We start from the raw sequence: 13,683 nt of genomic DNA, 5'->3' as shown, positions 1-13,683 counted from the left end.
AAAGCTGTCCGCATATCAACCTTGCCCCGAGTATTCAAAAACAACCGGCTCCAGTGGCTGACGCTCGCATGCATCACGCAATAAAGCGGCGGTTTCGCTCAAGGCAAGCTCCTTTAAACGGCAGCGCATGCGCCAGATCCCGTCACCAGATTCGGAAACGCCGCAAGAATGGTTGGCCATAGTGCACTCTGCGTTTTTAGCCGCTGCGGGAGTGCCCACGTAATTCAATGCCGCTACCGGCAGGTCCGGAAAGAGACGCCTAGCCTCACGCACCCATTCCAGCAAACGCGCTTGCTGGGAACAATCACAAACATTACCATCTACCAACACCATGTCGAATTGTTCCAAATCTGGCTCAGGCATATCCTCCCATGCTTGCTGGACTAACCGATGCCTGGATTTTTCCAGCATCTGATTCAAGATGCGACGGGTGCCTGATGCTTCTCCGAGTAACAAAATATTCATGCGGCTAACCTATGCGCATGCTCGGGCAGGGTACCGAACAAGGCGAATTCGGTTATCTCGTCAATTTCTAACGCACAGGCTACTGTTAGAACTCTACCTATCTTTAGGGGAGTGCCTAGTCTAGTTACACTTACTCCCAGCTTGCGAAACATACGCTCAACGGCCACACTAGTGACTGAAACATATCGCTCTATTCCATTTTTTTGAGCAAACCTCACAGCTGCCTGGATCATCTGGATGGGAATATTACTGAGCCCAAAACCACTACTGTCCAATTTGCTACTTGATATTGCAAATCGGCTTAATTCCCACACAGCAGTTTGTTGAGGTGCGGGCTGCCCATGCAAAAGCTGAGGAAAGGTATCTCTTAACATATTTGGACCAGTAGTAGGCAGTAATCGCCAGCAACCCTGCACCTCGTTCCCTTCATCTCTTGCCAGCACATAAACGGGGTTAGCTTCGTCAAATTCGTCGTGCTCCATGCCGTTGTCACTATTAACATCCCATCCCAGACGGTCATGAAAGACTTCGTGCCTAAGACGGTACATTCCCAGCGCCGCTTGATAATCTAGAGATCCATCTCCATGTTGCGCAAGCATTATTTGTCTCATTTTTCTTCACTCTGTCGTTAGTTAATGACGAAGCTATGAGACAACAGATTACTTCGGGTAGCTAGCTGTAGAATCTTACAGGATAGAATGCTAAAAACGTTTACAACGTCTTAATCGAGACGTCCCTAAACAACCTGTAAAAGTGTCTATTTATTTGCTTTCGGAGTGTCCAGGCGATGTGAAATTTGTAAGAATTTAGTCTATCGAGTACGGATTTCCTGCAAAAATTAAACCACGTAAATTGGAGCAAACTTCTCAGGAAGACATGTTTCGGCTGAGGCTGGATCAGATATTAGATTAGCCCCATGAAATACTTAAACTTGGTTGGATTCGTCGCAATTTTCATAGAGGTGCCCTAAGGTGTTGGCATTATTGGGGGCAATGCGTCGTCCTGCAAATGGTCATGGAGCTATTAGACACATAGAAATGGCGCGGGCAATCGCATGTTGACGATTGGATGCTCCCATTTTATTACCTGCATTTTGTAGGTGAAAAGTCACAGTACGTTCCGTAATTTTAAGTATGTCAGCGATTTCACCTCCAGTTTTTCCCTCAGCCGCCCACAGAAGACACTCTTTTTCTCGAAGTGTAAGCTCCATTTTTGTCAATGGAAGCGGCCCCTTACTCAGTACGATGCGCTGAGTCGCCTCATGTAAATAACATGCCAATAATTGAGACTTCCCTATGATAGAAACGATATCCTGTTTAGCTTTACTGGAATCTTGGGAGGTAGCAAGACTCAACATCGCAGCTTCACCATGACCGCCTTGGACAGAAAAACTTGCGCCACTCAGCAAACCAAACTCTCTTGACTCGTTTCTCATTTTAGCTTCTTTGTCGCCCTTAAACACCCGACTGTCCCAAATAACGGGAATAGTCTGCCTTCTAGTTATACAATGATAATACGTAGGGTCTATTTCTTGATAATTATGTTCAACGTAACGAGCGCGCCATTCCTTAGGGTATCCATTTAGAATGAATTGATAGGGCCGAGTAAGAGAGGTATTTACCTGCACCCCGTAAATAAAATGTTCAAAGCCTAGCTGGCCAGTAATGCTGGCAGTCGTAGCATGCAATGCTTCGACTGTGTCACAATTTAACAATGGTTCAAACAAATCCAAATCAGACATAGTTTTTCTCCTTGCTCATGTTCCGTGAGTGCAGGTTTTTTCATAATTTAATCCACTTTTACAGCATGTTACGCTTAAAAATGAGTTAAAATTTGGCTCTTCACCCATTTTTCGCTGCACCCCTATACTCGAGTAAAGTGCAACTAGGTAAATGGTAGTTCTGCGGTGCCTGAGCCTATAGTAGCAATTTCATGCACCGCCTTCATAAATCCTGCTTGCTCATGCAATTGCACCAACGTATTCGGATGGTGGCGGCCGCGCATATGCGCGAGGCGCGCTTTGCTGGTCGCTGGCATGTCCCACTTTAATCCAGCCAGCAATTCATCTGCCAAGGACGGCTGGTTGCATACTAGCACCATATCACAACCGGCCTGCAACGCCGCTTCCGCACGTTGAAGAATGCCGCCCGCTACAGTAGCACCTTCCATGCTAAGGTCGTCGCTGAAGATACATCCATTGAAGCCCAGTTCACCGCGCAGAATATCTTTTAACCATATTTTTGAAAAACCCGCTGGATATTTGTCCACCTTGGGGTAAATCACGTGCGCGGGCATAACAGCAGTTAGGCCATAATTGACCATCTGACGAAATGGAATAAGGTCACACAACTCAATGTCGGTATAGCTGCGCTCATCTATCGGAATTTCCAGGTGTGAATCGGCGTGTACGTAGCCGTGTCCAGGAAAATGCTTACCCACGGTGGACATGCCACCCTGTCTGAGCCCCAGTAACAGGCTATGTGCCAGTTCGGCTATGGCCTGTGGCTCGGAATGAAAGGCACGGTCACCAATCACTTTGCTGATGCCGAAATCTATGTCTAGCACCGGAGTAAAGCTGAAATCCACGCCGCAAGCACGCAATTCTGCAGCCACTACGTAGCCTACCTGATGCGCCAAATGCTTGGCGCGGCGCGGGTTTTCATCCAAAATATTGCCCAGCTCGCGCATCGCGGGGATGCGCGTGAAACCGTTGATAAAACGTTGTACTCGCCCACCCTCATGATCCACGGCGATCAATAGCGGCGGAGTACGCAGGGCATGAATGCTGGCTGTCAGCTGAGCAAGCTGGCGGGGAGATTCGTAATTACGCGCAAACAGAATCACGCCACCCACCAGTCCATGACGTAAACGTGCTTCATCTTCCGCAGTAAGGGTAGGTCCAATGATATCCAGCATGCATGGGCCGATTCCCATTCAATTTCTCCTAATGATCATTACGTAATTCATGACAAATGCCCTTAAAACAGCTGCTATTCCTGCGAAGGTGGAATCCAGAAGGTTTGAGCAAAATACAATTTGAATGGCAGGACTTTTCCTTTGGAAGAAATATCGAAGCGGTAAGTTTCGTCCATTACTGCGCGCAATTCTCGGAGCATTTGTCTTCACAATTTAACTCTTAATCATCTTTTTCCAAAATCACGAATGCCACGGCAACATCATGGTCATCACTGATGCTTAGATGGTGGTGTGTCAACCCTAATTGCATTAGGTGCGCAGCCAATTCCGCATCAAATTCAAAAGTGGGTTTGCCAAAAGCATCGTGTGTCACGCTAATTTTCTGCAAGCTCACGGGGTAACGCAGGCCACTGCCTATCGCCTTGGCTAGTGCCTCCTTGGCGGCAAAACGTTTCATCAACAGGCGCACAGGGTAGGTATGAACACGATACTCCGTTAATTCCTGCTGGCTCAAAACGCGCTGTGCAAAGCGTTCGCCGTAACTGGCATATACTGCCTCAATGCGTGCATAAGCCACGATGTCAGTTCCGATACCAAGAATCACGGTGACTGAGCTTCCATGCTTTATGGATGAATGCCGATTAACAGCGCTTTCATTTTTTTCACTGCTTGCTCCAGGCCAATGAATAGCGCCTCGGCGATTATGGCATGACCGATGTTGAGTTCGCAGATATTAGGGATAGCGACAATAGGTTGTACGTTGTGATAGTTTAGGCCGTGTCCGGCATTCACTTGCAAACCGAGCGAAGTGGCATGCGCCACTGAGCGCTGAATGCGCGCCAACTCTTGTGTCTGATGCGATACGCTGGCTGCATCAGCATATTTTCCTGTGTGTATCTCTACTACCGGAGCGCCTGCCGACCGCGCCGCATCCATTTGCTTTTCATCCGCGTCCACAAATAAAGACACACGTATACCCGCCGCTGCACAGCACTCACAAGCGCGCTTCACGCTATCAAAATGCCCCACCACATCCAACCCTCCCTCGGTGGTCAATTCCTCGCGCCGTTCCGGCACGAAGCAGACATCGTGCGGCTTAATGCGCAAGGCAATGGCCAGCATTTCGTCGGTAATGGCGCTTTCAAGGTTCATACGCGTTTGCAGCATATCGCGCAGAATTTCCACGTCCCGATCCTGGATGTGGCGGCGGTCTTCGCGTAAATGCAGTGTAATAACGTCGGCACCCGCCGCCTCGCCGATTAACGCCGCCTGAATCACATTGGGATAACGCGTGCCCCTAACTTGGCGCAACGTGGCAACGTGGTCGATATTGAGTCCGAGTTTGATCATATTTTTTGTAGGTCCCTTATCAATTCGCGCGTATGCAATGTCTTACCCGCGAGATGATGATTCAGTAACATACGCATCAACTGCTTGCTCTGCTGCGCGCTAACTGCATCGCGGTAATCGTCAGCAGCCATATCTTGCAAAGTTTTGCCCAACATCAACAAACCCTCTGATACATCTGATACATCTGAATCATTTGGTGTGGCACGCACCGCACCACGTTCAAGCACATAACGATAGGGGGTAAAAGAATTAATCGGCTCACCGCTGTCCGCTTCCTGCACTAATAACAGCGCATAGCCCAACTCTTGCAGCAAATGTTTTTCAAAACAACGCAAGGTGGCGGCATAGTCCGCTTCACTTGCTAGCCGTTGCAGAGTGTGCTGGTAATAATCGAACAATTGTTCGTGCGGATCATCGCGCACCATCAGGTTGAGCAGCAATTCATTCAAATAGAAACCGCACAGCAATGCCGTTCCCTTTAATTGCGGCTGGCCACCCTGCCACTCGGCACGGTGCAAGGTACGCAATTCATGTTTGCCAAACCAGCTTAACAGCAATGGCTGAAAACCCATCAATAAACCGCGCAACGCCGATCTTGGGCGCCGAGCACCGCGCGCCACCAGTGCTACGCGACCGTGCTGCCGGCTTAGCACTTCCAGCACCAGGCTGGTTTCACGATATGGATAACTGTGCAGGACGAAAGCGGGTTCATCTTCTAATCTGTGTTTGTGCGACTGCAATCTACTCCTCCCAGCCTCTCCTTGTCACAGAAGAATAAAGCGAAGGGCGCAAAGCCGACCACCCACGCTGCGTAGCACTGAGAACCACACCAGAGAATCCCTTGCCGGTGCATCAAAAAACAAAGAGAGCTTAAGATTAAAATTATTCATATCCCAAGCTTCTCAACACCTGCGCATTATCTGCCCAACCACTTCGCACTTTAATCCACACTTCAAGATAGACTTTTCCATCAAATAGTGCCTCCATATCTAACCGCGCCTGGGTGGCAATTTCCTTCAGCTTCTCACCATTCTTACCGATCAGCATCGCCTTATGCGCGTCCTTATCCACGAGAATCGCAGCATGGATACGGCGCAACTTCCCTTCCATTTTGAACTGCTCGATCACTACACTTACTGAGTATGGTAGCTCTTCACCGGTGAAACGAAAGACTTTTTCACGCACCAATTCGGCCGCGAGAAAGCGTTCATTGCGATCGGTGATTTCATCTTCAGGATAAATTTTTTCACCTTCGAGCAAATAGGGTCGAATTGCATTCAACAAGGTGTCGAGTTGCTTGTTCTGTTTTGCGCTCACTGGCACGATAGCAGTGAATTCACGCTCCTTGGCTATCTCCTGAATAAAGGGCAGTAATTCTGATTTATTCTCCATGTTGTCTACCTTGTTGATAACAAGTAGCACCGGCATATTTTTTGGCAGCAGATTCATTACTTGGCGATCACGCTCGTCGAAATTCCGAGCTTCGATTACGAACAGCACCACATTCACATTACGCAAACTACTAGTCACCACACGATTCAAACCGCGATTCAGGGTATTAAGATGCTTCGTCTGAAATCCCGGGGTATCTACGAATACAAATTGCGCGTTTTCTTCAGTCAATATTCCGGTAATACGATGGCGCGTGGTCTGTGCCTTGCGTGAGGTGATGCTTATTTTTTGGCCGACCAGATGATTAAGCAAAGTGGATTTACCCACATTCGGGCGGCCAACAATGGCGATAAAGCCGCTGTGGTAATTACTTGCATTCATGACTGGCTCTCAATTTTCCGGTAAGCGGCTTCTGCTGCTACCTGCTCTGCGGAGCGGCGGCTGCTGCCCTCACCACACGTAATTAAATTCAATTGTTCGATTTGGCATTCAACTTGAAATAGCTGCGCGTGTGCCTCGCCCTGAGTGGCAATCACGGTATATTTTGGTAACGCCAGGCGTTTGCCTTGCAAATATTCCTGCAACAAGGTTTTGTAATCCTTACCCAACGTCTGCGCGTCTGCTTGCGCGATAAAGGGCACATATAGTCGGAGCACAACTTGCTCTGCTGCTGCAAAACCAGCATCCAGAAATACTGCACCGAACAATGCTTCCATGGTATCGGCAAGGATAGACGGGCGACGAAAGCCGGCGCTTTTGCGCTCTCCTTCGCCCAACAATAATAATTCGCCCAAACGTAATTGCTGCGCTAAGATGAACAATGTTTGCTGATTGACTAAATTGGAACGCAGACGAGACAAATCACCTTCCGGCAAATCGGGATAAGTGTCATATAGATGTTTGGCTACGACGCAATTGAGTATGCTATCACCCAAGAATTCCAAACGCTCGTTGTGAGCCGCACTATAACTGCGATGCGTCAGAGCACGCTGTAACAATTGCGATTGCGTGAAAACATGGCCAATCTGATTGCACAGCGCATCACGATCCATCGGCTATTTTTTAACACTACTTGGGTTGAATTCAAGTAACAAGCTAGCATTGCCGGCCAGTGGTATTTTAACTTGATAGCTAATGCTCAGCGATAGGCCGCGCGCATCCTTGACTATCTCAATATCATTCGCCGAGACGACATTGATGTTATTCATCATGGCGCGTTTACTGAACGACTCGCGAATATCCTTGGATTGAGCCCCTTGCATTTCAGAATCATTCACGATGGTGGAAAGGATACTTTTAATTTCGGCATCTTGAACATACGCCGGAATAATCTTCATGCCGCCAATCGCCGCTAATATTAATACAACCGACCATATCAAAAGACCAGACAAACTCACGCCACGCTGCGTGTTTGCTATTGCCTTAATCATGCTCCTCCTTCGTTTGCAACTTCAATCAATGGATAAGCCTATACGTTCCAAATCACTAAAATTCATCCAGATCATGAATGCCTTACCGACTATCATGTTATCTGGCACGAAACCCCAGTAACGACTATCTCGGCTGTTATCGCGATTATCACCAAGCATAAAATAATGCCCAGCTGGAACGATACAACGCACTTCCTTTTCGCTGTATGCACAATTCTCCCGGTGTGGAAATTCCGCCACCGCACCGAGATGTATGCTGGGCGCTTCCGGGTTTACCAGCATTGCATGGACATGTCCAGTCAGATTTTCTTTATAACGCTCGGTATGCACGAAGTTGAGTGCAGTTTCCACATAGTTATAGTCACCGTCCGGCTGCTGCTCTTGCAGCACATCGTTCACAAACACTTTCTTATTGCGATATGCAATTTGATCGCCAGGCAATCCGACTACCCGCTTAATATAATCTAGCGATGGATTTTCCGGATAATGGAATACCATCACATCGCCTCGGCTGGGGGAATTTATTTCTACCAGTTTCTTGCTGATGATGGGCAAACGAATGCCATAAGTAAACTTGTTAACCAAGATAAAATCGCCTACCTGTAAAGTAGGAATCATCGACCCAGACGGTATTTTGAACGGCTCGACCAGAAATGAGCGCAATAAGAAAACCGCCAAGATAACAGGGAAGAAACTCTTGGAATATTCCACCCACCAAGGTTCCTTTGTGGACGCTACGCGTTTCGATTGCAGCACAAAACGATCCAGTGACCACACGCTACCGGTGATCAGCAGCAATACAAACATAATTAAAGCAAAGTCCATCTCGATTCCCGTCTCTACGTTATTTTTCGCCTACCTGCAGGATGGCCAAAAAAGCCTCCTGCGGAATTTCCACATTTCCTACTTGCTTCATACGTTTCTTGCCAGCCTTCTGTTTTTCCAGCAATTTACGCTTGCGTGAGATGTCGCCACCATAGCATTTAGCTAATACATTTTTTCGTAGAGCTTTGACATTTTCACGCGAGATTATGTTTGAACCGACAGCAGCCTGGATCGCCACATCGAACATCTGACGCGGAATCAACTCGCGCATCTTGGCCGCCACTTCACGACCGCGGAACTGGCTGTTGCTGCGGTGCAGGATAATCGCCAGCGCATCTACCTTTTCGCCGTTGATCAGTATATCCACCTTGACCACATCGGCCGGGCGGTATTCCTTAAACTCGTAATCCATTGAGGCATAGCCGCGCGAAATCGATTTCAGCCTGTCAAAGAAATCGAGTACGATTTCCGCCATAGGTATCTCATACACCAGCAAAACTTGCTTACCGTGATAACTCATATCGAGCTGTACGCCGCGTTTTTGCGTACACAATGTAATTACCGCACCAACATATTCCTGCGGCATATACAAATTGACTGTCACGATGGGTTCACGGATTTCTTCGATCTTGGACGGGTCTGGCATTTTGGATGGATTGTCCACGACCAGCACCGATCCGTCGCGCTGCACCACCTCGTAAATAACGGTAGGTGCAGTGGTAATCAAATCCATATCGAACTCGCGCTCCAGCCGTTCCTGCACAATTTCCATATGCAGCAATCCCAGGAAGCCGCAGCGAAAACCGAAACCCAATGCCTGCGATACTTCGGGTTCATACTGCAATGAAGCGTCATTAAGCTTGAGCTTTTCCAGCGAATCACGCAGCGATTCATACTGATTTGATTCTACTGGAAACAATCCGGCAAATACTTGTGGCTGCACTTCCTTGAAACCCGGCAAGGCTGTGGCTGCGGGCCTGTTTGCCAGCGTGATGGTGTCGCCAACCTTGGCCGCTTTAAGCTCCTTGATGCCCGCAATGACAAAACCAACCTGGCCGGCAGACAATACTTCACGCGGTTGCGACTTCGGCGTAAACACACCGATGTGCTCAGTCAAATGCTGCGAGCCAGTAGCCATCAACAAAATTTTATCCTTGGGTTTTAAGGTGCCGTTAAAAATACGCACCAGCATTACTACGCCGACATAATTATCGAACCACGCATCTATAATCAGAGCGCATAGCGGCGCAGCCGGGTCGCCTGTAGGCGCCGGCACTTTAACAATTAAAGTTTCCAGCACGTCCTGCACACCCTCCCCTGTCTTGGCCGAGCAGCGTACCGCGTCATGCGCGTCGATACCGATTACTTCCTCGATTTCTTCAATGGCGTTTTCCGGGTTAGCAGACGGCAAGTCAATCTTGTTCAACACCGGCACTACTTCCACCCCCAACTCGAGAGCGGTGTAGCAGTTAGCTACTGTCTGCGCTTCCACTCCCTGAGATGCATCAACGACTAGCAGCGCGCCTTCGCAGGCAGACAATGAGCGTGATACCTCATAAGAAAAATCCACGTGTCCCGGCGTATCAATCAGGTTGAGATTGTACATCTGGCCATCACGCGCCTTATACTGCAGCGCAGCTGTCTGAGCTTTGATGGTGATGCCGCGCTCACGTTCCAGGTCCATGGAATCGAGCACCTGCGCTTCCATTTCGCGGTCAGAAAGCCCTCCGCACAACTGAATAATTCGGTCGGCCAAAGTAGACTTGCCGTGATCAATATGGGCAATAATGGAAAAATTACGAATATGTTGCATTATTTTACAATCTCGGATTATCTAATTTGATGTTTCATGTGCAACAAAATGCATGTTATTTCTTAAGATCGTTATCTTATCGGCGAGTTTCACTCGCATCATGCAATAAGACCTAGCTTACATATAAAGTTATAATTATACCTTGAAGACACGCCGTCCTGCGGAAAACGCTAGCTAATCACGCATCAGCGTAAAGATTCTGTGCTACTGAAAATAGCATTAAGCAGACAACTGAAAATAGTGAAGATGAAGGACGTGAACCTCAGGGTTTAGAACGAAATATCGAAAAATGAGGTATGAGTATTAATTCAGAAATGATGAGATAACGTGCCCCGGCTTTATGGGGCACGCTTAATGCGCTGGTTACTTTTTCTTAGCTTTTACGCCAGCAACTGCGTCTTTCAACTTGCTGCCGACTTTAAATTTCGCAACTTTCTTGGCCGGTATTTTCAACTCTTTTCCAGTAGCTGGATTCCGACCTACCCGAGCAGCACGCTGTTCAACAGCAAAGGTGCCAAAGCCAATCAGCTGCACGTTATCATCTTTTACCAATGATGCTTGTATAGCAGCCATCAACGCATTCAGTATTTCCTCGACATTTGCCTTGGAATTCTTTGTGGACTTAGCTACTACATCAATCAACTCTGCTTTATTCATAGTATGACTCCCTTTAGTTGAAAAAACGCTGCACTGTATCAAGCCATCGTGTCAATGGCAATCACAGCTTCACAAATTAATAAGAATCCATCAAGAAAATTTACTACCTCAATTCTAATCTTACTACTTCAATCTTAGTCCATGCAAAGTACTGGTTCTAATTAAGTGCAACTAAAATTGTATTGCATTATCACCTTAGTTCTGGGTAAACGCGAGGCGAGCATAAGACATATTGAATCGTTAAATTTTAAAGCACCATTATGAATGCAGTCTAAAATAATACATGGAACTATCATCGGGACTACGATAAGGCTTAATTACCTGACCTTCAACACGCTAAACGAATAAGCTTTTCACGCATTAGCCCATGAGACGCTTGCCTTGTAAGAGAATTTTGTCAACAATGGCATCTCCTGACAGGAGATTACCTAGATGCTTAATCAAGCTATTGCCGATTTCGTGATACCAGCCACTGGCGGAGTGGCTTTCCAACTCTTTGCCGCACGCGGCAAATCGCTAGTGATTTACTTCTATCCCAAGGACAATACTCCGGGTTGCACTACTGAGAGCCAACAATTCCGCGACCTGTATGCAGATTTTAAAAAAGCTGATTGTGAGGTAGTTGGCATTTCACGCGACAGCATTGAGTCGCACGAAAAATTCAAGGCTAAGTTCAGTCTGCCGTTCGCTCTTCTTGCCGATTCAGAAGAAACAGTATGTGAACAGTTCGGTGTAATCAAGCTGAAGAATCTGTATGGCAAACAAGTGCGAGGCATCGAGCGCAGCACTTTTGTGCTCGACCGAGACGGCATACTGCGTGGCGAATGGCGCAGTGTTAAAGCCGACGGCCATGCTAAGGAAGTATTGCAATTCGTGCAATCTCTAACCACATAAGGAGCATCATGCCCCCCCGCAAAATATTGGCTACAAATCTCACTACTAAGTTATTCGTGCTGGATACTAATGTGCTAATGCACGATCCAACCAGCCTGTTTCGCTTTGAGGAGCATGACATTTACTTACCGATATTCGTGCTGGAAGAGCTGGACAACAATAAAAAAGGCATGACTGAAGTCGCACGCAATGCCCGGCAGGCCAGCCGGTTCCTCGACTCTTTGATAAGCGAGAGCACACATAACATTGATGCTGGCGTACCGTTACAAACGCCAAGCAACAAGAGCGCTACCGGCCGCTTGTTTTTGCAAACCCGGTTCATCAACAACGAATTGCCTGCCAATATGGCGATCGGCAAAGCCGACAACGCTATCCTCGGGGTAGTAATGTTTCTTCACAATCAGAAACCCAAGCGTTCCGTGATCTTGGTCAGCAAGGACATCAACATGCGCATTAAAGCGCGTGCGCTGGGACTGGATGCGCAGGATTATTTTAATGACAAGGTGCTGGAAGATACCGACCTGCTTTACACCGGCGTATTGGCGTTACCGCAGGATTTCTGGGACAAGCACGGCAAGGACATGAAATCCGGGCCACAAGGTGAGCATACTTTTTACAATATTCAGGGGCCGCTATGCCGTGACATGCTGTTAAATCAGTTCGTATATCAAGAAAACGGCAGTAATCCATTCTATGCGGTAGTCACAGAACAGAATGGCAACACTGCCATGTTGCGCACTTTGACTGACTATACTCACACCAAAAATGCCATTTGGGGAATTACTGCACGTAATCGCGAACAGAGCTTTGTACTCAATCTGCTGATGAACCCGGAGATTGACTTTGTCACACTGCTCGGTCAGGCTGGCACCGGCAAGACCCTGCTAACACTCGCCGCTGGGTTAGTGCAGATGCTGGAACACAAGCTGTATTCAGAAATCATCATGACCCGCGTCACCGTGCCGGTTGGTGAAGACATTGGTTTTTTACCGGGTACCGAGGAAGAAAAAATGTCGCCCTGGATGGGCGCGCTGGATGACAATTTGGATGTGCTCAACAAGCCCAGCGACGAAAGTGGGGAATGGGGGCGAGCCGCCACGCGCGATCTGATCCGTTCGCGCATCAAGATCAAATCCCTTAACTTCATGCGTGGACGCACTTTTTTGAATAAATATCTGATCATTGATGAAGCCCAGAACCTCACGCCCAAGCAGATGAAAACGCTGATCACACGCGCTGGTCCGGGCACCAAGGTAGTATGCATGGGCAACATCGCACAGATTGATACACCTTACCTGACCGAAGGCAGCTCCGGGCTGACTTATGTGGTGGATCGTTTCAAGGGCTGGCAACACAGCGGGCATGTCACCTTGCAAAGGGGAGAACGTTCACGTCTGGCCGACCATGCCGGGGAGGTGCTGTGAGCTACCGTCATTCCGTTATCTCAATCTCAAATCTTCCCCAGCCCCCCTTGCACTTAAATGAAAAGCCTGGGAGAGGATTTGTCAGATTACCTATTTCCAAGATAATCTAATGAGCGAAAAAATCCAAAAAACAGACGCCATCTGGCGCGACGAGCTTACCCCCGAACAATACAAAGTATGCCGCCAGTGCGGCACTGAGCCGGCATTTACTGGTACGTATTGGGATTGCCATGACAGCGGACTGTATCGCTGTGTGTGCTGTGGTAACGCACTGTTCGATTCAGAGGTGAAATATGAATCCGGCAGCGGCTGGCCCAGTTTCTGGCAACCGCACCAGCCTGACAGCATCACCGTGAAAAAAGATGACAGTCATGGTATGGAGCGCGCGGAAGTTCTGTGTAGCCGCTGTGACGCCCATCTTGGTCATGTATTCGAAGATGGCCCGAAACCGACAGGACTGCGCTACTGCATCAACTCCGCTGCACTGACGCTAGACCGAGAATAAATTTCCCTACAT

General features: G+C 48.0%; 16 protein-coding genes. 3 read left to right on the top strand and 13 right to left on the bottom strand.

The annotated features are described in order from the left end of the window. Positions 1-15: 15 nt before the first annotated feature. From MJ768_RS03585 to MJ768_RS03525, 13 genes are all read right to left on the bottom strand, one after another. On the bottom strand, positions 16-465 hold the full coding sequence (locus MJ768_RS03585; protein WP_239288010.1) for a hypothetical protein: 450 nt from the start codon (positions 463-465) through the stop codon (positions 16-18). Then, entirely contained in the window at positions 462-1,013 is a 552-nt protein-coding gene (locus MJ768_RS03580) for an acyl-homoserine-lactone synthase (RefSeq protein ID WP_239288008.1), read from the bottom strand. Before MJ768_RS03580 ends, MJ768_RS03585 begins: the two co-directional genes overlap by 4 nt. A gap of 464 nt (positions 1,014-1,477) precedes the next feature. Further along, positions 1,478-2,206 (bottom strand): LuxR family transcriptional regulator, encoded by a 729-nt coding sequence (locus MJ768_RS03575; protein ID WP_239288006.1) that lies wholly within the window; start codon positions 2,204-2,206, stop codon positions 1,478-1,480. A gap of 143 nt (positions 2,207-2,349) precedes the next feature. Continuing rightward, positions 2,350-3,399, bottom strand: coding sequence for a beta-N-acetylhexosaminidase (gene nagZ / locus MJ768_RS03570; RefSeq protein WP_239288004.1), 1,050 nt, complete (start codon positions 3,397-3,399; stop codon positions 2,350-2,352). Positions 3,400-3,601: 202 nt separating this feature from the next. Further along, positions 3,602-3,985, bottom strand: coding sequence for a holo-ACP synthase (gene acpS, locus MJ768_RS03565; RefSeq protein ID WP_239288002.1), 384 nt, complete (start codon positions 3,983-3,985; stop codon positions 3,602-3,604). Positions 3,986-4,005: 20 nt separating this feature from the next. Next, entirely contained in the window at positions 4,006-4,731 is a 726-nt protein-coding gene (pdxJ, locus tag MJ768_RS03560; protein WP_239288001.1) for a pyridoxine 5'-phosphate synthase, read from the bottom strand. Then, positions 4,728-5,471: a DNA repair protein RecO gene (gene recO / locus MJ768_RS03555; protein WP_239288000.1), complete on the bottom strand. Its 744-nt coding sequence runs from the start codon at positions 5,469-5,471 to the stop codon at positions 4,728-4,730. The genes pdxJ and recO overlap by 4 nt, the downstream gene beginning before the upstream one ends. Positions 5,472-5,613: 142 nt before the next feature. Then, a complete protein-coding gene (gene era / locus MJ768_RS03550; RefSeq protein ID WP_239287999.1) occupies positions 5,614-6,504 on the bottom strand; it encodes a GTPase Era in 891 nt (296 codons plus the stop codon). Continuing rightward, positions 6,501-7,175 carry a ribonuclease III gene (rnc, locus tag MJ768_RS03545; RefSeq protein WP_239287998.1) on the bottom strand — a complete coding sequence of 225 codons (675 nt, stop codon included), beginning with the start codon at positions 7,173-7,175 and terminating at the stop codon, positions 6,501-6,503. The genes era and rnc overlap by 4 nt, the downstream gene beginning before the upstream one ends. Positions 7,176-7,178: 3 nt before the next feature. Continuing rightward, positions 7,179-7,553, bottom strand: coding sequence for a DUF4845 domain-containing protein (locus MJ768_RS03540; protein ID WP_239287997.1), 375 nt, complete (start codon positions 7,551-7,553; stop codon positions 7,179-7,181). A gap of 21 nt (positions 7,554-7,574) precedes the next feature. Next, positions 7,575-8,378 (bottom strand): signal peptidase I, encoded by an 804-nt coding sequence (gene lepB / locus MJ768_RS03535; RefSeq protein WP_239287996.1) that lies wholly within the window; start codon positions 8,376-8,378, stop codon positions 7,575-7,577. A 19-nt stretch (positions 8,379-8,397) separates the two neighbouring features. After that, positions 8,398-10,191: a translation elongation factor 4 gene (lepA, locus tag MJ768_RS03530; RefSeq protein WP_239287995.1), complete on the bottom strand. Its 1,794-nt coding sequence runs from the start codon at positions 10,189-10,191 to the stop codon at positions 8,398-8,400. 363 nt (positions 10,192-10,554) lie between these two features. Beyond that, positions 10,555-10,848: an HU family DNA-binding protein gene (locus tag MJ768_RS03525; protein WP_239287993.1), complete on the bottom strand. Its 294-nt coding sequence runs from the start codon at positions 10,846-10,848 to the stop codon at positions 10,555-10,557. Positions 10,849-11,280: 432 nt separating this feature from the next. On the opposite strand from MJ768_RS03525, the gene MJ768_RS03520 reads away from it, so the two are divergent. The 3 genes from MJ768_RS03520 to msrB all read left to right on the top strand — a co-directional run bounded on the left by MJ768_RS03520 (position 11,281) and on the right by msrB (position 13,671). Further along, a complete protein-coding gene (locus tag MJ768_RS03520) occupies positions 11,281-11,742 on the top strand; it encodes a peroxiredoxin (RefSeq protein WP_239287991.1) in 462 nt (153 codons plus the stop codon). An 8-nt stretch (positions 11,743-11,750) separates the two neighbouring features. Then, complete coding sequence (locus MJ768_RS03515; protein ID WP_239287990.1) at positions 11,751-13,166, top strand: PhoH family protein; 1,416 nt, start codon at positions 11,751-11,753, stop codon at positions 13,164-13,166. A gap of 109 nt (positions 13,167-13,275) precedes the next feature. Continuing rightward, on the top strand, positions 13,276-13,671 hold the full coding sequence (gene msrB / locus MJ768_RS03510) for a peptide-methionine (R)-S-oxide reductase MsrB (RefSeq protein WP_239287989.1): 396 nt from the start codon (positions 13,276-13,278) through the stop codon (positions 13,669-13,671). The last annotated feature ends 12 nt before the right edge of the window (positions 13,672-13,683 follow it).

Origin of the sequence: Candidatus Nitrotoga sp. 1052, assembly GCF_927312905.1 — a bacterium.
Taxonomy (GTDB): domain Bacteria; phylum Pseudomonadota; class Gammaproteobacteria; order Burkholderiales; family Gallionellaceae; genus Nitrotoga.
This window is presented reverse-complemented; position numbering and strand designations above follow the sequence as displayed.